Here is a 22007-nt window from a genome sequence, read left to right on the forward strand (position 1 = left end):
TCCGCTATATACTAACATTTATATGCTAAGAAGAGGTAAAGCATTCTTCTGCCTCACACCGCTTTATATTTGCTCTACCTATGTTGCAACGATCTTGACTAGTATTGCTGGACGGTGGCACATTGGCAGAGGGTTTGACTGCGTATGCAAATCAGTCCCTCTATCAAATCTTCTTGGCTCTTGTTTTGCATAGAGTGGCTGTCCAAGAGTATTCACTGTTTCATTAAAATCTGCTGGTGCAAAATATGTTGTAAATGTGCTTGCTGTTCCTACTGGAAAACAGTGCCCCGTATCCCTTTCTATAAATCTTCTCACGGTTCCTTCAGGATCAGTTGCTTGTCCTCTATATTCCTCAAACGTTATTCCACAGAACGTAAATCCTGACCTCATATCATTTCTTAGCGCTGCTCCTTCTTGCCATCTCTCATATGCTTCTTTCACTTTAGCATGAGAAGTAAGTGCATCAAAAAACTCAGGGCTTACTAAAGCATGAATTCCTGTCATATATTCACCACTTAGATTATCTTCTATGTGCCTCAATACTTCCAGACACTTACGTTTTACATCAGTTATCGCTGCTCCCAGTGCAAAATTTACTACTTTTGGTGTTATTTCAAATTCGTTGTACAGATTTAACAATTCACTGCCATCTGCGTCCAGAATTATTCCTTTCAGCGCTCCCATACGCAAATGCTCCAACGTTATTGCATGTTTATTTCTCATTAGCTGCAAATGGTCAGTTATTACATCTGCCAGCGCTTTAAGTTCACTTTCTGATCCAAATGCTCTTATTCCCTGTACTTCTTCTGGTAACACTACATCATCATGCGGAATATGTGGAATCGTAAATGTTCTTACCTTTCTTTTTCCTCTTTTTCCTACTGTTGCTGGTGCTCCGGGTACTTGCGTTGGTAGTAAACTTAATACTCCATTTTGCTCTTCTATGGTAATATGTCTAAATCTTACTGACCTACTTGGAAATAAATTTAAATTTTCAACCCGTCCATAATTTATCGGCAATATATTCATCGCATTAGTTAGTGCCGTCATACTAAATGCTGTATTTGTAAATGGATTTTGCATTTTTTCTTTTCCCCCTTTGTGTTTTTTATTGTTTAATATAGCTTTAGACTGCTTTACGGATAATGATCCCTCGTGTTTCAAGTTGCTTTATTGCTGCATTTTTCTGCTCTTCAGTGATATTTGCTGGCCATACAACTGCATGATCTGCTAGCATTGCACCGCGAGCAATAATTACTCCTTTAGCATTTTCCTTTGCGTTTACATCACTTGAAATTACTCCTATTGCCGTTTGTGTGCCATCGGTTGCTGTTAGATTTAAGACCCTAATAAAACCATCTTCAGTCTTTTTAGCAACTACTGCACCAAGCTTGAGATTCTGTCCTTTGGCAACAGTTATTTGATCTCGTGAATATAAATTTGATGCTTCATATTTTAGAAGATCACCAAGGTTATTTTGTTCTGTTATACTACTCATTTTGCTTTTCTCCTTTTGTTATATATTTTAAATGCCTACGACTTTTCGCTACCTGCATCATCAACTCTTCTCCTGAATTCTGTGGTATTGTACTTATTATCTCTGTCTTCTTTGTTCTTTCTGCAAGTAATTCCATTAAAACTTCCCTTGCTTGCTCAACACTTACACTCTGCTCAATAAATTCTCCTATTTTCTCTGGCATCTTTGATATATTACATAAACGTATTAATTCAAGAACTTCAGTACGATACTTAGTTAAATTATTAGTTTCTTCTTTTAGGTCAGTTATAGTTTGTTCGTTCATAGTAATACTCCTGTTTTTATTAATATATTTAAACTCTGAAAGAATTGTAATTCCATCTGCAAGACCTATTTCTACTGCTTTCTCGCCAAAATATAGCCCTGCTTCTGTTGATTTGATTGCCTCTACAGAAAGGTTTCTATTGCGTGCTATTAGCTCAACCAGCATTCCATATAAACGATTCACTTCGCTTTTTAGGTTTTCTAAACTCTCAGAAGTTATTGGCTCATGTGGATTTAAATCATTTTTTCTACTTCCTGCAAATACTGTCGTATATTTTATTCCCTGTTTTTCATCAAACCCACTTTGATCTATATGACTTGCTATTACTCCTATGCTTCCTACTCCTGAAGTTCTACTCACAAATACCTTTTCAGCGCTAGAAGCTATAGCGTACGCTGCAGAATATGCATCATCATTTGCTATCGCTATTATCCTCTTTTTTCCCCTTGCACTGTAAATAAAATCAGCAAGGTCAAACACTCCATTGACCTCTCCTCCAGGACTGTCTATATCCAACAGGATTGTTTCTATATCACTATCTTCTATTGCTTGTGTAATTTGTGCTTCTATTTGATTATAGGAAGTCATTCCAAAAATATCATCAAAAGTTTCTGACTTTTTTGTCAAGATTCCATGTATCGGTATTATTCCTCTTTCACTATTTCTTACTGCATGTTTTATATTTTTAAAGATAGGCTGCTTTCCTGTTTGTAGTGACAGTAATTCAAAACTCCTTGGTTCTACCATTACACATCTGTTTAGCCATTGTTGTTTCATATCACCTCTTGATTGGCCGTAACGTCAGAATCAAAACTTAAGCCCAGTTCACTTGCACGTCTTTGATCTTCAGCAATTTCCTGCTCAATTTCTTCTACATCGTAACCCATTTCTGATACTACTTCTGATCGACTCTTAAATCCATTTCTTACTGCCATTTGCTGTGCTTGCTGATCTTTTAGCGGATCGACCCAATCAAATCCCTGTGGTATCCATTTTACTTCTTTTTTTGCTCCTTCTTTTCCCTTTGTCCATTCTTCACCTATGTCTAGTTCTCCAGAAAGTAGTGCTAACTCTAACCATCTATCCCATACAGGACGGCAAAACTGAAATACCATTATGTTATGCTGTAACATTGTACATCTCCTACGAAACTCTATTAATCCTGCTCTGATTGATGAATAATTAACGCCACTTAGATCCCCAGTTAGTTGCTCATATGTTATTCCTGTACCTATTGCTATTGCTCTCAGCTGCTGTCTCATGAATGCTTCATAACTTCCTCCAACATCCGATGGTTCTGAAAATTTTATATCTTCTCCTGGGTCTAAAAGCTGCATTGTTCCAGGCTCTAAACCAGATAGTGCTACTCCTTGCTCATTACTTTCACCTTCTCCTAAAATATTTGCTTCTGGATCGAGTCTCGTAATAAATCCTGCAAACATCGCCGCTGTCTTTTTTCTCACTAGCTCTGCATCATCGTATTGATCAAGCTCATAGAGCTTTAGCAGTATATTAGAAAGCCATGGCTCTCCCCTAATTTGCCCAGGTCTTAGTGGTCTATAGATATGTAAAACATCGTTTGCTGGTACTCTTACTGATTCTCCAAACGTACTTTCACCAGGGTGTTCTTTAAATAGGTAGTATGCTTCCCTTTGCCCAAGTCTATTGAACTCAATCCCGTTTCTTATTACATTACCATTTGCTAAAGTTTGATTTGTTTTATTATCTAAGTGTTCAGATTCAAGCACTTGTAATTGCAACGGTACACACAGACCATCTCCAGGTTTTCTTGTTCTTAACCGTATGAAACATTCCCCGCCTTCTATCATGCTCCTACAAACCAGTGCTTGCAGTCCATAAAAATCATTTACTCCACTACTGTCTGCTTCATCTGTCCATCTCAGCCATAACTCTTGCACTCTTTTCCGAAACTCTGGATCTTTAGCTTTTGATTGCGGTTTTATTCCTGTTCCAATCGAGTTACTTACTATTGTATCAATGATATTTGCTGCATATGGATTTTTTCTTACCATATCACGAGAGCGGCTACGCAAGTGCTCAAGGCTTTGAGAGAGTAAATTATTTATGCTTCCCGTTTCTCCTTGCCAATACATTACCCTTCTTCCTGAGCCAGATGCATCCCAGGCTGAGCTTTTGATTTTTGGCTTGCTAAATAGTTGTTTGAATGATTTTAGTAACATTACAAAACTCCCTTGTTAGTAGCAAAAATAATTTTCCTCTTCGGCTTCATTCCAACAATCTTTAGTTCAGCCTTAATACGTTGTCTTAAGCTTAGTAAATCATTTATATCTACTTCTGCATATCTCACCACATGGTCACCATATGCAATTGATACCACTCGCTCTCCGTTTTGCAGCTTCTTTATCGCTTCTTCAATTTGAACTAAATACTCTTCGTTATACATTTACTACTTGCTGATCCACTTACTTTTCACTATTTTCTTTGATTTTTTACTTTCTGGTTTTTCACTTAAACTATTCCATTTATTTTCTTGCCACCTATCAATTCCAAGCGCAATAGATGCAGCTCTCGCATAAATTCGGCAATCTAGCACTTCATTTCTTTCTCTTACCTTTTGCCACTCCTGTTTGGTGTATCCCTTTACTACCTTGCTGACTAACTGCTCTGCCGTTAGCTGCTTAAAATACTCAGGTGCATACTCGGGAAAATGACAATACCCTGCTGGCACTTTCTCTTCTTCTTTTAAAACATTAAGTAATTGAAAAAGTTCTGACTTTAATATTGATACTCCTACTGGCCAGAGCTTTATTCCTCTTTTCAGCTTTTGCCCACCAACTGTTATATCTACTCTGCTTGGACTGCTAAGTGGTACTAGAGCTTTATTTACACCTTTGACTGCCATTACTCTTCCACAGCCTTGATGACCCCTTACCCAGTTGTAAACTTCCTGCGTTGCATACCCTGCATCAACTGCCATCATGCTTATCATATATTCAAGCCCATTTTCACCGATAAAATGATGATTTAACAGCTCTGAAAGCTTTCCCCATACTTCTCCACCTCCTGTATCTCCTTCAAATACTCGGTAGTCTATTGACCAACTTTCACGGCTTTTTCCCCATGCGACAACTTCCACCTCTAGACGATCTTTTTGGACATCTACTCCTGCAGTAAGTACCACTTCGCCCCTTGGTACTGTACCTATCGGAAAAGATTCTCTTCTATTAAATAATTGCTTCCAATCTGGTACTTCTCCTTTGTCTACCCAAGTTTCTCCTAAAGTGGTATTTATCCAAACTTTTAGTAATTGCTCATTTTCCTTTGCATGCAGATAATCTTCCACTGCTTGTTTCCAACTATACCAGCCTACTGGGCTATACAAGCTTGATAAATGAAACCCTTTTTTTTCACCTTTTACTCTATTAGTAGGCCTCCACTCTCCTTTAGCTAGCATCTCTGTCTTCTGATGATTTTCTATTTTGCCGTTACACTCTATACACACATAGTGCGCTGTATTTGGATTTTTATCTTCCCACTTTATTTGCAGCCATTTCAGCACCTGATAGTAATTACAATGTGGACAAGGTACAAAAAAGTATCGTTTGTCTGAGCTCTCAAATTCCTTCTCTATTCTGCTTATTCCATGAACCGTTGGTGTCGATACCAAAAAAATCTTTCGACGAGCAAAAGTATTAGTTCGGGCTATACTGAGAAGAACTGGATCTCCTTCTCCTCCTGAATCTCCTGGATAGGCATCTATTTCATCAAGAAAGAGATATTTTACTGGCATGGATCTAAGTCCTACACTGCTATTCGCTCCAGTTATTACTACTATTCCACCTGGAAACTCCTTACTTTGTACAGTATTGCCTGAGTCTCTTGATCTTGGGTCTTTTACTTTACTCTTTAAACATGGTGTACTCTCTATCAACGGTGCAAATCTTCCCTTCGACCAACGTTTTCCCATTTCGACTGTTGGCTGTACTACTAGCATTGGTCCTGGTGTTTGATCGATGATATAGCCAATCCAATTGTTGCCAGCTTCTGTTCCCCCAATCTGCGCTCCTTTCATGAATACTACTTTCTCCGCTGACGAAGATGGAGATAGTGAATCCATTATTTCTTTTAAATAAGGAGTTCTTTCTGTTCTCCATTTACCTGGCTCTGATGCTGCAGTTGGCGCTAAAACTCGATACTCATTCGCCCACTCTGATACTTTAAGCTCTGGATCTGGTCTTAAACCTTCAGAAAAAGCTCTAGCGTATATCATTGTCTGCATCTACTCATAATTGGTTCTATCTCAATATTGTTAACAGTAGAGTTTATTCCTCCACACTCCTCCAATTCCATAAACATCTTTTTCTGAAATTCGTTTTCTATATATCTTTTGCTCATCTCACTTATCATTATTGCTATAATAAGCGCAAATATCCCTGTTATTGTTGCAAAAATGATTGCACTGCTTATTGTTGTTGCTGTTAACCCTATACATACCGCTATTGCTACTGCACTTACTGAGGTAAAAACACAGATCACATTGTTGTATTTTCTTACTTTTGCATCTCTATGTTCTATACACCTATAATAAACTGGTACAGACTTGCCTATCTCGTCTGGTAATTTGATGCTCTTTTCTTTAAATAAAGTTTTTAGCAACTCTAAATTATTTGACTTGATTGCTAAGTGCAGAACAGGTGTATAATTTGCTCCTTTTGTCAGCAATAACTTTACTACATGTAAATGCCTTTTTTCTGCAGCAAGGTAAATCGGTGATAGACCTTTATTATTTGAAATATCAATATCAATTTCTTCTTTTAAGATAGACTCTACAATCTCAATTTCTCCTCTTTGTGCAGCTAAATGGAGTAGACTATTCTTTTCAGAACCGTATTTATTACTCATCAAAGCCTTCTTTATCTCAGGTTTAGCGTAATCAAATGGTGTCTTGCCGCTATCGTCTTTTACCAGAGGGTCTATATCTTCTCGTGTTAGTAAAACCTCTATTGTTTTAAGTCTTTCAGCGTAATGTAGTGGCGTTTTATTTTCGTAATCTTGTAAATTGACTTGAGCATTAGGCTCCCTTATTAAGCATTTGAGAATATCAAGACATAAGTCTCTTTCATCGTAATTAGTATTACTTACAGCTATATGAACAGGCGACAATTTCATTGAGTTTTGTCCCATACGTGCACTATTTACATCTGCTCCAAGTTTCAGCAGTAACTTTACTATCTCTAACTTTTTATTATTAACTGCATAGTGCATTGGTGTCTGATTTCGCGCATCAAAGACATCTATTTCAGCTTTTCCTTCTCTTATCAAAATCTTTACAACTTCTGCATGTCCTATTCCTGCTGCTAGATGTAATGGCGTATGATGCAGAGCATTTCGTACATTAACGTCAATACCTTTTCCTATCAAATATCTGACTGCATTAACTTCACCTATCATTGCAGCTAAATGAAGTAAACTATCTTGTTCTGACCCGTATTTGTTACTAATTAACGCTTTCAATATTTCTGCTTTTTTCTCTTCTTTGGCGTAATCAAGAGATGTTTTACCTTCATTATCTTCCACAAAAGGATTAATGTTCTTCTTCGTGAGTAACAAATCCACCATACTTAATTCATCAAATTCTATAGCACAATGTAGTGGTGTCTTTCCATTTAATCCTCTGACATTAACATCTAATCCAGGTTGATTAATGAGACACTTTATTAACTCCAAACTTAAGTTATTAGCCATTTTATATTCAAAATCTTTCTTATATTTGAAATTTAGTATTAGATAATTCTTGTAATGAGTTTGTAATCTCTTCAGTTAGCACCATATGAATCTTTTCAGTGTCACTCAGTGATGCAAGCAATGCTGAAACTCTATTTGGAATATTAAGCAAATTATTACGGACAACTCTTGCTACGTTAAATGCTTCAGTTTTTACCTCTTCAATTGACACAAATTTGCCTATTTCAGCTTTCACTTTAGCTTCCAAAAGTTTACCACGTTCGGTTTCATTTTTTATTCGCGTTTTTAGCAATATCGTTGAAAGTGTTTCTCCGCGCTCTTTTCTTCTCAGTGGTTGACTTGGATCTCTTATTGCTGCTACCGCTTCATTTGCTTGTTCTCGGTCAATAAGTCCATCTTCCAGCTCAACTATTCCTTTTTTTACTAAAGAACAGACATATTGCCTCGAAAACCCTTTTTCCCTTGCCCATTCTGCTTGCGTAATTCTCACCTTTTTTTTCTCCTTATTTTAGCACTGCTCAGCTATAATTTCGTAAGTAGTTAACATTTGAAATATGTCTAACGCTAAAGAAGGCCCGAGGTCGGGACCACCAAACCCTCCAGCCTGGCCAAAAGGACCCACTTTTTATGATATCTTCAACGTATTGAAATCTTTACTAAAATTCATAACATAGAACATTAATGCTAAAGAATCTGCTTCATTATCATCTGTTGGACAAAAACCCTTTTCCTGCACTGCTTCAATTACATCAGCTTTACTTGCATTGCCCTTGCCAGTTATAAAACGTTTAATAGTCTTAACCGAAACACCTTGATAGGGAATATTACTTTCTTCACACCAAGCAGAAAGGTGTGCTAAAAACCCTCCATAGATATGTGCAGCATCAGTTCCCAAGTGTCTTCTCACTTCTTCAAAGTATACAACTTCAATGCCTGGAAATTTATACTTAAGTGAATTAAGCCAATTACGAAAATTTAAAAACTGCATTCCACCACCACTAAACCTGCTAACATGAAAACTCTTACTTCCACTTTGCACTATTCCATCATTTAAAATAGTCCAGCCGGTTTGTTTGCCAAGATCTAGGGTGAGCATTTCCTTTCAATTGCCGAGTACATATATATACAAGATTTGAAAAAATTACGTCCAAAAAATCTTTAATTTTCGAAATTTAACAACTAACATAAAAACTCTTTTACAGCCAGTTTGTTTACCAAGCCTTTCAATTGTTGTGTACATATATATACAAGATTTGAAAAATTTTCGTCCAAAAAATCTTCAAATTTTTAGGAATTTTTTTTTATAATTCTTGAATTTGAAGACCTTTCAAACGGGTTTCTCTACTTTTAGAGGTTTTTATTATTCTACTCTTATATTTTATATGTTTTTATATATGTGTATATTTTTATATATGTATTATATATATATATTATATATAAGGGTTTCAGGAAGCTAGAATCCTCCATATTGGCGGACTTCAGATATGCCGTTCCTAGGAACGGTTTTAGGAACGCATGGTGAAAACCCGCCATACAGGCTAATTCTAGATTCCTGATTCCTAATTCCTGATTTAGGAAGCCAGTAATTAGGAACGGAACTTAAGGTTATAGAGAGCATACTTTTCAACTATTTTCCTCTTAAAAATTTAAGCTATTCTTTTAATAGCGAAATCCACATTTTTAGCTCTTTAGGTGATATTGAATTTCAAAATATGAAATTCTTATATATTTTTAATATAACTTTAGGAAGCCTGAGCTACCCATTCTTAAAAATATTGAAATCCATTTAAAATAGATTCCAAAAACCTAAACTGTATTATTTTAAATTGCATCAGTATTATTCTCAAAAAAAAATAACAGAATATCAATAGATTAAAAATCGCATCAGTATTATTTATTTTTGCTCCTGTCCTACATAATAGCATTAATAACTCTCATCCTTAAAAGCATCAATTTGTTTTTAAGGAAAGTTATGAAATTACAAAACTACCATATAGTTATTAAAAATGTAAAATATCAAGCTTATAGACTAAAACTTGCTAAGTGCTTTATTAATGAAGCTCACGAAGATCTTGAGCAAGAACTCTTCTGTGAAATTTGGCCATATCTTGACCAGTATGATGAAGACAAAAGTAGCTTTAATACCTTTGTAGCAAGATTAACTGAAAATAAAGCTATTAACTTGCTAAAGAAACAGCGATGTGCAAAACGTGATATCAACAATTACATTAGTATTGATGTAACAGAGCTATTTGAGGGTGAAATAACAAAACGCATTGATGTAGACTATATGATCTCGGTTTTACCAAAGGAATGGCAAAATATATGTGAGCAACTTAAATTTTTTAACTTACATGAAGTTGCCAAAATGAACAACGTTTCAAGAACCACTTTAAACAATATTATCAAGAAGATACGTGCCAAACTTTCTCCTATTTACTACGAAGGCAAAAAGAAAAATTGAACAAAATTTTTGCCTTTCTTGTATATATATACATCGTAGCATGGATAAATAATGGTTCTTAAAATTTTGAATAATAATGAAAGATTGCAAACAATATCAACTGTAAAAATGGTCATCTTTGGTCCTTATGGTATTGGTAAAACAAGTCTCCTAAAGACCGTAGATGAACCAACACTTTGCCTTGATTTTGAAGCAGGGCTTCTTGCTGTTCAAGATTGGCAAGGAGATTCAATTAGTCTTCGCACTTGGAATGAAGCTAGAGATATTGCTTGTCTTATAGGGGGGCCTAATCCTGCGCTGAAGTCTGATCAAGCATATAGCCAAAGACACCATGAACATGTATCTGGTAAGTACAAAGATCTTTTCTCTGAGTTTTCTAAATACCGATGCATTTTTGTAGATAGCATAACCGTTGCTTCACGTTTATGTCTATTATGGGCAAAAATGCAACCTGAAGCTTTTTCTGAGAGATCGGGAAAACAGGACATGAGAGCTGCCTATGGATTACTTGCTCAGGAGATGATGGCTTGGCTCAATCAATTTCAACACATCAGAGACAAAGACATCATCATAGTTGGCACTTTAGGTCAATATCTCGATGACTTCAATCGTCCAATTTGGCTACCTCAATGCGAAGGAACTAAAACTGCTAGTGAAATTCCTGGGATAGTTGACGAAGTAATCAGTATGGTTGGAATCAAGAAAGATGATGGAACGGAGAAGCGCTCTTTTGTTTGCCACACTTTAAATCCCTGGGGATACCCAGCTAAGGATCGTAGTGGACGTCTGAGTATGGTTGAAGAACCACACTTAGGTAAGCTGCTTACAAAGATTAAAAGCAAGTTTTAAAATTTAAACATGGAGAGTGATATATGTTACAAAACCTATTAACTGATTTTAACACTGTAAAACCGCAAAGTAGACTAATACCTAAAGGTACAATAGTAAAGGTAAAAATGACAATCAAGCCTGGAGGTTATGAGCATTGGTTTACTAAAAGCCCCACTACCGGTAGCATTTATTTAAATACAGAATTTACCGTTATTGAAGGTCTATATGAAAAGCATAAGATTTACCAAATAATTGGTATTAAAAGTAGTAAAGCAGAAGATACTTGGGGAGAAATGGGTCGCTCTATGCTTCGCAGTATCTTGGAATCAGCACGTGACATTCATCCACATGATAACTCAGAAAGTGCAATCCTTGCTCGTAAGCTAAATTCAATTGCAGAATTAAATGGCTTAGAGTTTACAGTAAAGGTAGGTGTTATAACTGATGAATATGGAGAGAAGAACAAAATTGCTTCGGTAGTTACTCCAGAATACCGCAAAAATTATGAAATTGACAGAGTACCATTTTGAAGTACGACGAGGAAAAGCTTTGGTCTGCTGTCGTTACTAGAGGTATTCAGGACGCAGTAGGAAAAAACCCAAAGCTAAGAGAAGAAGCAATTAATTGGCTGAATTCAAAATCTTTTGAAACTGTTTGTGAGCTAGCTAATCTCAACTTTACACGTATGAAAAATATGTATGGGAATTTTATGTCTAAAAAGCAAAAAGAGTTAAAGATGTTATTGATTGATAATATCAAGGAGTGTGTTTCTTACCTACTTCCAAATGGTGAGTTTTACCGAGAAAAAACTTATATTGGAGACTTAAATGGAAATACAATTACAGTTAAAATAGTAGGTAAGGAAGCTGGTGATTGGCGTAATTTTACTGAAGGAACTGGTGGTGATATTATTGATCTTTGGATTTTAATTAAGGGTGATATATATTCTGCTAGAAAGTGGCTCAATAAAAAATCAAAGAGTGGAGAAAAAAAAGGGGGGAAAAGAGAAGAAAAAATATTTTCTGTAAAGCAGTACTTAAGTGATCAATCACCAATACCAGAAGACATAATAGCTCCACGAATTCTCACTCCAGGTGGTCTTTTAGTCATTGGTGGTACGCCAAAGGTTGGCAAAAGTTATTTTCTTCTCTCTTTGCTTGCACATCTTGCAGCAGGAGTGTCGTTTCTTAAGATGAAGTCAGCAAGGCCACTAAAAATAGTCTATCTGCAAAATGAGATGGAGTACAATTATATCAGGGAACGCATACAACAAATCATAACTAATCAAAGGCTACCAAATCTAGCAGAAGAAAACTTGATCATTACTACAAAGATGAGATTAACTTTAAATGATGAAGGTATAGAGAGAATAAAAGAGATCATAGGGGAAAAATTTAAAACGATAGATCTTATCGTCTTGGATTCGATTGACTATGAAAATATATTTTCTGGCCTGCAAAGTAGAATAGAAAAACTACGTTCTATAATTAATCCTATGGCTGGAATAATTATTACACGTCATACCAGAAAAGTATCCACAGCTACACTCGCAAAAAGTCCTTTTCAAGCTTTAATTGGTGCTAATGCTTTAAGAAGTTTTTATACATCTGGTATGGTAATGTTTCAACCAAATAAACGTGCAAATGTCTTGCAAGTAGTATATGAGCTAAGAAACGGTAAATCAATACCAGCAAAATTCATTAGCAGAGTAAATGGGCGTTGGCAGAACTCTAAAGTTATAGCTACGGCTTAATTTATCCACAAAAACCGACACTATGCTAGAGCTAAAAACTCAGCTTTTGCAAAACATCAGATCTTGTCTTTTTTACCTACTACCAGGAGGGACATTTCGTGGTGATAAGTTTTATGTAGGTGATGTACAGGGTAACAAGGGCAAAAGTACTGTAATAGAGTTAACAGGCGAAAGAGCCGGATTATGGAAAGATTTTGCAACGGGAGAAGGTGGTGACATTATTGATCTTTGGGCAACGGTACACGGGAAGAATGCGAAAACAGAATTTCCTGAAGTAATGCTCTCAATAAGTGAATGGCTTGGCATCAAAGAAAAAAATAATATTAGAGATCTAGAACAATATCTGACTTGTAGTTGGAACTACTACGATGAAAATAACCAATTGATTGTAATAGTCTACCGTTATGATCCTCCTTTAGAGAAAAAACAGTTTAAACCATTTGATGCTAAAAAGCAGAGATTCAAAGAGCCAGAGATAAGGCCACTCTACAACATTCCAGGTATCTTAAAATCAGATAAGGTTGTTCTGGTTGAAGGAGAAAAATGCGCAGAAGTACTTATAGAGAAAGGAATAACTGCAACAACAGCAATGTTTGGAGCAAATGCACCTATTGATAAAACAGATTGGACTCCGCTAAAAGGTAAACATATTATCATTTGGCCAGACAATGATGAAGCAAGTAATAAATATGCTAAAAACGCTGAAAAGAAACTTTTAGAACTTGGTGTTGCATCACTTGCTACGCTTAGGATTCCACCAGATAAACTAAGGAGTTGGGATGCTGCTGATGCTGTACAAGAGAATATAGATATTTTTGACTTCATCGAAAAAAACTCAAGAAAAATAATTATTAAATCACCGCTTGATATTTTTAGCTGGAGTGTGGAGCGTTTTGTAGGTCCAGTACCAAAGCAAAGATTCTTAGTTGAAGGATTATTTCCTTTGGGTGTCACATCTATTTTAGCTGCAATGGGTGATACTGGTAAAGGTATGCTTCTTCTTGACCTAGCCCTCAAGGTTGCAGCTAGCATAGATCAGGTATGCGGATTTGGCCAACTTGTTACTGAACACGGATCTGTTGTGGTATTTTCTGCAGAAGATGATACAAATGAAATACATCGTCGCTTAGAACGACTTGATCCCAAATGTGAAAGATTAAAATATAAAGATAGGCTATTTATTGTACCACTGCCAAATATAGGAGGATCTTTTGCCATACTTAAGAATGTTCGCGGTAAAGTTGTAGAAATATCTCCAGAATTTGAGTCGGTAATGAAGCAGCTGAGGAGAATAAAGGACTTAAAGCTCATTATATTTGATCCCCTTGCTTCTTTCATTCATGCAGATTTAAATGCTGATCCAGCAGTAGGGGATTATCTCATGTGTTTATTATCTGATTTAGCATGTAGCACTGGGGCTTCAATAATTACTGCACATCATATGAGAAAGCTGAAGGGAGAAAAGCCTATATCAACAGTAGAGCAAGCACGAGATGCTATTCGAGGTACTTCTGCTCTCGTAAATGGAGTCAGGTGTTCTTTTGCTTTTTGGCCTGTTGAAGATATGACTAAACCAATGATTTTTAGGTCAATTGGAAAAATCCCAAGACAAAATGCACTATTTTATGGAGCTGTTGTTAAGGCAAATGGCCTGGCTGATCGTACCATACGCACTTACCTAAGAAATGAAGAAACAGGGCTATTGGAAGACATTACTGAACAATTAAAAGCTCAAAATATTAGCGATAAAGATCTTAAAATATATCTTACTGATTCAATTGCGCGAGCTGCTAGTTCAGGACATCCATTTACTCATACAGGAAGTGCAGGAATACATAAACAACGACATAGATTGCCTGAAGTTTTTCATAGTATGGGAAGGGATAGACTAGAGCGTATAGTTCAGGAGCTTTTACAAGCAAAGCAAATAGTTAAAGGAATGGCTAATGGTTCAAAAGAAGATAAATGGCTTGATGTAAAAACAGGACCATTTGCACGTGGAGTTGGAAAATTTACTCATGGAGCTGAAAATTTTTAAAAAACATAGTTGATTCTATTTTTTTATAGTCAAAGTAAAAGGGTTAATACGATAACCATGTGATGATCTTTGCCAACCAAGTGTTTGTATTACATCATCACGTTCAATACTTAATCCTAATTTCTCAGCAAGTATAGATTTGATTGTTCTTTGCATTTTATTTAATGGTTTTCTGATTTGTTGTTCTAAATCTGCTTCTAAATTAAGTCCCAAGAGCTTTTCTAACTGATTAATATTGAGAAGCGTATGTTTTTCAGGTGGTAACTCTTTCTCGCAGTCATGTAAAAATTGCCTAAATAATATTCGAAAAATATTAAGACATGATGCAGCTTTTTTATTTATAACTTCAATACTATTAACATATACCATACCTTTAACTACTTGTAACTCCAAAAGCTTTGTTGGTATAATTGGTTCAATACGTTTAAGCGAAATATATGAAGCTGGTAAAACTTGCAAAGAAGTATTTTCTACTACCTCTGGTACTCCTCTTTTAGCTGCTTCTTGAAATATCTCAGTTAAAGTTTTAAGCTGACAAAACAGTTTCACCATTGGCACTACATATAAACTCAATAATAGATTCGGTATATCTTTTTTTAGAGTGATTAGAACTGTCGGATGGACTCTAAGTTTATCTATTGTTAAAAATATCGCATCAGTACAAAAATCAAGGATTATTAGATTTACAATGCGACCTTGATTACAAATATAATAAACTCCTTTTTCTACTTTTTCCCACATAAGTCTTGAATCATTCAACTTTATTTCAAACCAGTCTATGATTCTCTCTGTATTTAAGTATATGGATAAGAGATGAAATCTCTGTTTTTTATAAGTATTAGGCAAAATATGACGAGAGCAGTTTTCACAAATAGCGTCATCACATGCTTCATCAAAGTCTGGATCAATAAAAATCTCATTGCTACAACTTGGATCAATTACATTCGGCCAATCAAGATGATCTTCTTCACGAGAACAAACAATATAGCACCTTTCTTGCATTTTTATCAATCCAAGATCAAATAAGTATCTTGCTGCTTTAATATGATTTTGACTTGGATTGATCCAGGAATTATTCAAACTTAAAAGATCAGCAATTTGCTCGTGAAAGGATTTTAAGACCATAAGATTGTTCCATATGTTTCTTCAGGTCCTCTCTTTCTTTTTTATTGAGTGGATGCTCTGAATAATAAACTTCCCCACTTATTTTGAAAGAAAATGTTACCTTTTTGTTTTGGAACATTACTTTAGCTGATTGAATAGATTGTAGTATGTTGCCAATAGCTGGCTTTAAAATATGTAACTCTGGTGCAATAGGATCATATGGCTTTACACTCAAAGTAAGATATGTATTACTATTTTTAAAATAATCTGACTTAAAATTTAACTCAAATATACAAATGTCAGGGTCAGAACCATCTATACATGCTTGAAGAAATTTGTACACTTGTAATGGAAAGTTCTTATCTTGTATATTTACAAAAGTACATTCGCAGTTAAAATAACCACTTACAATACTATTTGCTATTTCCACAGCTTTATTGGTATTTTTAGCACAGAGATTAACCTTTGTACCATCAATCGAAAAATCTAAAATCATCCACTCAGGTTTATGGCCATGAACAACTTTGTTTGAATTAAGCAGTAAATCCATGTCACTTCCTCGACGTACAAACATATATATCCGATCTTGATGATGGAAAAAACCCTGCAATTGGTTTTCAAACTTCAGTATCTGCTCTACAGCTTCTTGTGACATAAATTCCTTGAATGAAGTGTTTATTTGTCTTGGTGATTTCTGTAGAGCAAATGATACGAAACCTCTCTTTTGTACTTTATCAAAGTGATAGACAGATTTTAGAAGTTCACAATTTATGTGAAATAGTAAAAACAATAAGGATCTTTTATCATACTTGGTATTGTTTTTTACCAGGTACGATCTCATTAACTTCTCAGTCAGAGCAAATCTTGCTACTTCACTAACTGTAGCCTCAAGTTTTGTACGATCAAAGTAGCTAATGAGATAATAGTCAAAAAGAGAGTCAGAGTAACTGGTAAGTATCTTACGTTTTTGTTGAGTGGATCTATCGTCATAATTTCCGTCCTGAAAAAGTTGCCCATTTAAATGATTTTTAAAGCAATGCTGAAAAATGATGCTAAGTTGTTTACCAGAAAGGGAATCTAACCAAGATTGACGTACATTAGAATCCTGAAAACGTTCTAGTAAGAGGTTAACAGGAACTTCTAAATCACTCTCCCAGAATTCATTACTTGGATAAACATTCATGATACTTTAAATAAGCTATATCATATATAATATGATAATTTAAGCAAAGATTTTTTGGACATAATTTTTTCAAATCTTGTATATTTATTAGGGAGAATTTGTGTGAACTAGACAGCTTTCTTAAATAAGGTGTGCGTTGATTTAGTTTAATAGGAGTCTCCTAACCTTATAAAAAAACTCACAGGAAGAAAAACATGCAAAAAGGGGAATTAACTATTAATTGCCGTTATGAACCTCACAGATTGGCGAGTACATATTTGGCAAATGCTTATGAACAATTATTGAAATATAAAATAAAGGAGGTAGAAGAAAATGGTAACGGTAAGCTTGTATGCAAGAGTTTCATCAAGACAACAGGCACAGGAGAATACAATAGAGAGTCAGATTGTAGAACTGGAGCGTCGCATTAGTAGTGATGGACATGAGTTATTAGATGAGCACAGGTTTGTCGATAATGGTTATAGTGGATCAAATTTAGAACGTCCTGGCTTAGAGAGTTTACGTGATAGAGTAGCAGAAGGTAAGATTGATAAGATATATATTCATTCACCTGATCGGCTATCACGTAAATTTTCATATCAAATGATCTTACTCGAAGAGTTTAAAAAGGCTGGATCTGAAATAGTATTTTTGAATCATAAGTTTGATGATAATCCTGATTCCCATTTATTTCTACAGATTCAGGGAGCAATAGCAGAGTATGAACGTGCAAAGATTATGGAACGAAACCGTAGAGGTAAACTTCATGCGGCCAAAGCTGGGTGTATAAGTGTGATGGGTAGGGCGCCTTACGGTTATCGCTACATAGCAAAACATGTAGGTGAAGGAAGTGCTCAATTTGAGGTTGATGAAGAAGAGGCAAATATAGTGCGTAAAATATTTAGTCGGGTTGGCCAAGAAAGAGCAAGTATAGGAGAAGTTGTACATGAACTGAATAAGATACCGATAATAACACGAACAGGAAAAAGGTATTGGAAAAGGAGCACTATTTGGAACATGTTAAAAAATCCTGCTTATATAGGACAAGCAGCTTATGGTAAAACTAGGACATGCTCAAAACCACAAGTAAAAAAATCAAAAAAAGGAACTTGTGGTAAACTTAAAAGTGGTCGCTTTAATAGTGATAAAGAGAATTGGACTTATATTCCAGTACCAAAAATAATCAATGAAAATTTATTTGATTCAGTGCAAACACAATTAGCTGAAAATAGACAAAGAGCAAGAGTACGGCAAAGAAGAGAAACATATTTATTACAAGGTTTAATGGTATGCCAACGTTGTCAATATACTTATTGTGGTACAAACCACGTTCATAAAAAGTCGACATATTATTACTATCGTTGCTCTGGTACAAACTCTAGCAAATTTAATGGCAATAAAATCTGCGATAATAAATCAATACGCACTGATGTACTCGATACAGTCGTATGGGAGGAAGTTAAGAGTATATTAAAAGAGCCAGATAGGATTGCAAATGAATATCAACGTAGATTGTCAGAGAACAAAAAACCTTTACATAATCAAACACGTGAAAAGCAAGAAAGTAAGTTAAGATTAAGTATCAAAAAATTTATCGATAGCTATGCCAAAGGGTTTATAAGCCAAGAAGAATTTGAGCCAAGAATTACAACAATGAAACAGCATTTGAAAGAAATTGAGGAGGAAAAAGAAAAAGTACTTGATCAAAAGAAATTACAACAAGAATTGAGCCTTGTTACAGATAGCTTGAAAAACTTTTCCTCAAGTGTTGAATCAAAGCTTGATCAAGTAGATTGGCAGACTAAGCAAAATATTATTAGAATGTTAATTCATCAAATTGAAATCAACCACAACCACTTATACATAGTATTTCGCATAAAAAGTCTTGCAAATTTTGATCAAAATAGGCATAATAGAATTATGCAATGTTGTACTAGCAGTCAACGGTCAGTGAATACCTAAATTTGAGTAAAAGAAATTTCACTACCACTCACTAATCCGGCTAAAATTCAAGAATTTCAATGCTTTAGCTATTTTCAATAGAATTAAATTTATTAATGTAAATAATAAATTACTATTCTTAAATTTGATCAGATTGATTGCAAAAAAACAAGATTTTCAATAGTTTACTTATAATCCTAACTATAGTTAGCCTTTCATAAGTAGCGATGCAACAAAGCCCACTGGAATCCAGAAATTTTGCTTATAACTGAGCTGATGAGCTAAAGGTAGTTGTCTTACGCTAAAACAAACGTTTTTAATTAAGTTGCATAGAAGCTGGATCCCAGTGTCTGGGCACTGGGATGACACCCCACTGGTGGGAATTGCTCCCAAACTACAACGTTCGTACAGTTGTGTGTGTCTTCCCATGGAGATTGCTCTCAAATCATAATGCTCATGCAGTTGCATGCTCGACTAATTAACAGAAAAATCTATAATTCAGTTTACGTATTTTCTTATCTCAGCCAAAATCTTATCAGATTGACTTTCGTCTGAATTTAAATCAGCTGCAAAGTGTGTAACATATTTTCCTCCAGGGCCAATAAGGTACATTATTGAAGAATGGTTGATTTCTTCTTCTCCACCAACTTTGCTAGCATATACTTTATACTTTGCAATTACTTCGTCTATTTTTTCTCTTTCACCAGTTAACATTTGTATTCTGTGGTCAAATTGCTGCTGAAATTCTTTAAGTCTTTCCGTACTATCGCGCTCAGGATCGACTGTGATGAAGAATGTTTGTAGCTTGTTGTTAGTTTTCTCATCTAACTTTGCAAGTGTTTCTGAAATTATTCCAAGGTTCATAGGGCAAATTCTTTTGCATGAGGAAAACCCAAAGAAAATCATCATGTATTTATCTTTAAAATCACTACTGCGCAAGATCTGTCCGTCCTGATTAATTAAAGAAAAATCTCCGCCTATCTTAACTTCTGCGTTGTGAATCGCTGCTGGGGCAAATATGCCTTTTTTAGTGAAATAACAATAACCTAAAAAAACAACTGCTAATGCTGCTAGCACATTAGATAATAATCTTATAAACCTTACCATTAGAATGCTCTCAGTAAAATTGAATTGTATCTTTATTGGTTAACCTATTCAATATATTTATTCCAAAGTGTATTGTTAATTTTGTCTAACAGTTTCTTATGTTCATCAATTTCTTCACTATTTGGTAAATGTTCTCTGGGAGTTAGATTACGTACTTTATGCTGAACGAATGTGGAGTTACTGTCCTGATTGCATTCATTATCAAACAGAAAGGTTTGTAACCCTCCTGTAAGTTCAACATATACCTTTGCAAGCAATTGAGCATCAACTAGTGCTCCGTGCAATTCTCTATTCTCTAGCGATATATCAAAACGCTTACATAATGCATTCAAAGAAGCAGGTGATCCTGCGAATTTTTTCCTCGCAAGAGGTAATGTATCTAGCACTCTGTCTGAGGAAATTAACCTAGCATTCAGCTTGCTTAACTCCATGTTAAGGAACTTAACATCGAATTCAGCGTTGTGAATTACCAAAATATCATTAGATATAAAGTCAAGAAATTCAAGTGCAACATCTGAAAATAATGGTTTATCTTCTAAAAATTCTTCACTAATACCGTGAATCTTAAACGAGTGATAAGGTATATCTCTTTCTGGGTTAAGGTACCGATGGAATACTTTACCTGTTGGAATGCGGTTAATTAATTCCACACACCCTATTTCAATAATTCGATGACCAGATTCAGTGTCAAGACCTGTCGTTTCAGTGTCAAGTACTATTTCGCGTAGCTTGCTTTCCATTTCAAATAAAACTCATCTTACTTATCATTTGTCTTATCGTTACTTGTCTTTTTATAGTGAATAGAAACAAGCAACCAGCTTGGGTCTGATGAATTAACATTTTTTTTGAATTGCCATACATCCTCAACTTTATTAATAGTGGATGTACTACCTGATATTATATCTCCTTCATTGTTCTTAACGAAGTTAATTTGCTCTGAAAGGAAATATACTGCAATAAACACTGCGTTTTTTACTAGCTTTATTTCTAAAATCTTTTGTGAAACGATAGAAACAATTATAGACTCGTGCACCTCTTTACGATGTTTAATCTTCTCTGCAAAATTATCATATAAGTCTTTATCGAGAAGTGGTTTTAACTGAGACAAATTTCCTTGATTGAAACATTTTATTATTAATTCAAAAGCTATGCTTGAACCTTCTATAAAGTGGGAAATAGAAAAATCTTTGTTTTTTTTTAATATTTGTTTATAAGTAACTTTTATTGAATTTTCATCATTGCTATCAATGTAACCCTCAATGTTTTCTACTACATCTTCTCTACTTCGGCTTACATCCAATACATTAGTTAGCTTTTTTAGGTTGAGGTTGGCTGACCTTCCTAAAGAATTATACAAACGTGAAAAAATGAACGCCGCTAATAAAGCATATATTACAAGCTCTATCATAGTAACTCAACTCCTTGGCATATAAAGTATCCGAACATTATTAATTATTAATGAAAATATGTTTTTCATATCAACTTATAATCAGGTTTGCTATTCGTTTGTAAATGAATATATTATATAAGAAAGTATTAAATATCTCAACTTAATTAAAGGAGACGTAAGAAATGCCACAACAAAAAATGAGAATTCACGGTCAATATGTTAAAGATCTATCATTTGAGAATCCGAATTCGCCATTCCTTTCTTCTAGTAAAGCTCCAGATATTAATGTAATGGTTAATATCAATTCAGCAAAATTAGAAGGGACGAAAAACAAAGAAGAAGTGAATGAAGAAAAATCTTTTCATGAAATTACTTTGCATATAGAAGTCAAAGCAACGGTAAAAGATGAAGGCATAAAAGATGGTGTAGCTTTCATTTGTGAGACGAAATATTGTGGCATTTTTTCAATAGAAAATTTAAAAGAGTTGAGTGAGGAAGAGGTAAGACAAGCTTTGTTTATTGGCGGACCTACTTTTCTTTTCCCTTTTGCAAGAGAAATAATTGCAAGAGTTACAAGTAGTGGTGGATTTCCCCCACTGATGCTAGATCCTATAGATTTTGAAACTATGTATGAGCAGCAAGGTCAACAACAAAAAAGTAACGGTAGTAATTCCAATTTTAACTAATA

Annotated in this window: 21 protein-coding genes; 7 read left to right on the forward strand and 14 right to left on the reverse strand. The window is 35.0% G+C overall.

What is annotated here, in order from left to right:
* Nucleotides 1-78 precede the first annotated feature (78 nt).
* The 9 genes from ACQH2O_RS01385 to ACQH2O_RS01425 form a co-directional block, all read right to left on the reverse strand.
* Nucleotides 79-1083, reverse strand: coding sequence for a major capsid protein (locus ACQH2O_RS01385; RefSeq protein WP_164224824.1), 1005 nt, complete (start codon nt 1081-1083; stop codon nt 79-81).
* A 43-nt stretch (nt 1084-1126) separates the two neighbouring features.
* Nucleotides 1127-1498: a head decoration protein gene (locus ACQH2O_RS01390; RefSeq protein ID WP_164224825.1), complete on the reverse strand. Its 372-nt coding sequence runs from the start codon at nt 1496-1498 to the stop codon at nt 1127-1129.
* Entirely contained in the window at nt 1491-2579 is a 1089-nt protein-coding gene (locus ACQH2O_RS01395; protein WP_236515170.1) for a S49 family peptidase, read from the reverse strand. Before ACQH2O_RS01395 ends, ACQH2O_RS01390 begins: the two co-directional genes overlap by 8 nt.
* A complete protein-coding gene (locus ACQH2O_RS01400; protein ID WP_264337665.1) occupies nt 2576-4003 on the reverse strand; it encodes a phage portal protein in 1428 nt (475 codons plus the stop codon). The genes ACQH2O_RS01395 and ACQH2O_RS01400 overlap by 4 nt, the downstream gene beginning before the upstream one ends.
* Nucleotides 4003-4227, reverse strand: a complete 225-nt coding sequence (locus tag ACQH2O_RS01405; RefSeq protein ID WP_187297528.1) for a gpW family head-tail joining protein — start codon at nt 4225-4227, stop codon at nt 4003-4005. Before ACQH2O_RS01405 ends, ACQH2O_RS01400 begins: the two co-directional genes overlap by 1 nt.
* Before the next feature lie 3 nt (nt 4228-4230).
* Nucleotides 4231-6054 carry a phage terminase large subunit family protein gene (locus ACQH2O_RS01410; protein ID WP_425385228.1) on the reverse strand — a complete coding sequence of 608 codons (1824 nt, stop codon included), beginning with the start codon at nt 6052-6054 and terminating at the stop codon, nt 4231-4233.
* A complete protein-coding gene (locus ACQH2O_RS01415) occupies nt 6051-7529 on the reverse strand; it encodes an ankyrin repeat domain-containing protein (protein ID WP_264711408.1) in 1479 nt (492 codons plus the stop codon). The genes ACQH2O_RS01410 and ACQH2O_RS01415 overlap by 4 nt, the downstream gene beginning before the upstream one ends.
* Nucleotides 7530-7548: 19 nt before the next feature.
* A complete protein-coding gene (locus ACQH2O_RS01420) occupies nt 7549-8019 on the reverse strand; it encodes a hypothetical protein (protein WP_007549853.1) in 471 nt (156 codons plus the stop codon).
* Nucleotides 8020-8154: 135 nt separating this feature from the next.
* Entirely contained in the window at nt 8155-8625 is a 471-nt protein-coding gene (locus ACQH2O_RS01425; protein WP_077188250.1) for a Holliday junction resolvase, read from the reverse strand.
* 876 nt (nt 8626-9501) lie between these two features.
* Here ACQH2O_RS01425 and ACQH2O_RS01430 point away from each other — a divergent pair.
* Genes ACQH2O_RS01430 through ACQH2O_RS01450 form a run of 5 tightly spaced genes read left to right on the forward strand, consistent with a single transcriptional unit; the run spans nt 9502 to nt 14615 of the window.
* Nucleotides 9502-9993, forward strand: coding sequence for an RNA polymerase sigma factor (locus tag ACQH2O_RS01430; protein ID WP_236514589.1), 492 nt, complete (start codon nt 9502-9504; stop codon nt 9991-9993).
* Between the two features lie 51 nt (nt 9994-10044).
* The gene (locus ACQH2O_RS01435; RefSeq protein WP_264711410.1) at nt 10045-10842 is read left to right on the forward strand and encodes an ATP-binding protein; all 798 of its coding nucleotides are present in this window, start codon (nt 10045-10047) and stop codon (nt 10840-10842) included.
* Nucleotides 10843-10865: 23 nt separating this feature from the next.
* The gene (locus ACQH2O_RS01440; protein ID WP_264337671.1) at nt 10866-11354 is read left to right on the forward strand and encodes a hypothetical protein; all 489 of its coding nucleotides are present in this window, start codon (nt 10866-10868) and stop codon (nt 11352-11354) included.
* A complete protein-coding gene (locus ACQH2O_RS01445) occupies nt 11351-12577 on the forward strand; it encodes an AAA family ATPase (RefSeq protein ID WP_264711411.1) in 1227 nt (408 codons plus the stop codon). Before ACQH2O_RS01440 ends, ACQH2O_RS01445 begins: the two co-directional genes overlap by 4 nt.
* Nucleotides 12578-12599: 22 nt before the next feature.
* Complete coding sequence (locus ACQH2O_RS01450) at nt 12600-14615, forward strand: AAA family ATPase (RefSeq protein ID WP_425385229.1); 2016 nt, start codon at nt 12600-12602, stop codon at nt 14613-14615.
* Between the two features lie 15 nt (nt 14616-14630).
* Here the strand turns inward: ACQH2O_RS01450 and ACQH2O_RS01455 are convergent, their stop codons facing one another.
* Nucleotides 14631-15740 (reverse strand): hypothetical protein, encoded by a 1110-nt coding sequence (locus ACQH2O_RS01455; protein ID WP_012673262.1) that lies wholly within the window; start codon nt 15738-15740, stop codon nt 14631-14633.
* Complete coding sequence (locus ACQH2O_RS01460) at nt 15706-16902, reverse strand: hypothetical protein (RefSeq protein WP_007549549.1); 1197 nt, start codon at nt 16900-16902, stop codon at nt 15706-15708. The genes ACQH2O_RS01455 and ACQH2O_RS01460 overlap by 35 nt, the downstream gene beginning before the upstream one ends.
* Before the next feature lie 312 nt (nt 16903-17214).
* Here ACQH2O_RS01460 and ACQH2O_RS01465 point away from each other — a divergent pair, with 312 nt between their 5' ends.
* Nucleotides 17215-18843 (forward strand): recombinase family protein, encoded by a 1629-nt coding sequence (locus tag ACQH2O_RS01465; RefSeq protein ID WP_425385230.1) that lies wholly within the window; start codon nt 17215-17217, stop codon nt 18841-18843.
* A gap of 477 nt (nt 18844-19320) precedes the next feature.
* On the opposite strand, the gene ACQH2O_RS01470 is transcribed toward ACQH2O_RS01465, so the two are convergent.
* Genes ACQH2O_RS01470 through ACQH2O_RS01480 form a run of 3 tightly spaced genes read right to left on the reverse strand, consistent with a single transcriptional unit; the run spans nt 19321 to nt 21337 of the window.
* Nucleotides 19321-19929 (reverse strand): SCO family protein, encoded by a 609-nt coding sequence (locus ACQH2O_RS01470; RefSeq protein ID WP_010962368.1) that lies wholly within the window; start codon nt 19927-19929, stop codon nt 19321-19323.
* 44 nt (nt 19930-19973) lie between these two features.
* The gene (gene dnaQ / locus ACQH2O_RS01475; RefSeq protein WP_010082574.1) at nt 19974-20669 is read right to left on the reverse strand and encodes a DNA polymerase III subunit epsilon; all 696 of its coding nucleotides are present in this window, start codon (nt 20667-20669) and stop codon (nt 19974-19976) included.
* A 17-nt stretch (nt 20670-20686) separates the two neighbouring features.
* Entirely contained in the window at nt 20687-21337 is a 651-nt protein-coding gene (locus ACQH2O_RS01480; RefSeq protein ID WP_010962367.1) for a Tim44/TimA family putative adaptor protein, read from the reverse strand.
* Between the two features lie 164 nt (nt 21338-21501).
* On the opposite strand from ACQH2O_RS01480, the gene secB reads away from it, so the two are divergent.
* Complete coding sequence (gene secB / locus ACQH2O_RS01485; RefSeq protein ID WP_006279761.1) at nt 21502-22005, forward strand: protein-export chaperone SecB; 504 nt, start codon at nt 21502-21504, stop codon at nt 22003-22005.
* Nucleotides 22006-22007 lie beyond the last annotated feature (2 nt).

Source organism: Wolbachia endosymbiont (group B) of Schoenobius gigantella (assembly GCF_964031005.1).
GTDB classification, from domain to species: Bacteria; Pseudomonadota; Alphaproteobacteria; order Rickettsiales; family Anaplasmataceae; genus Wolbachia; species Wolbachia pipientis.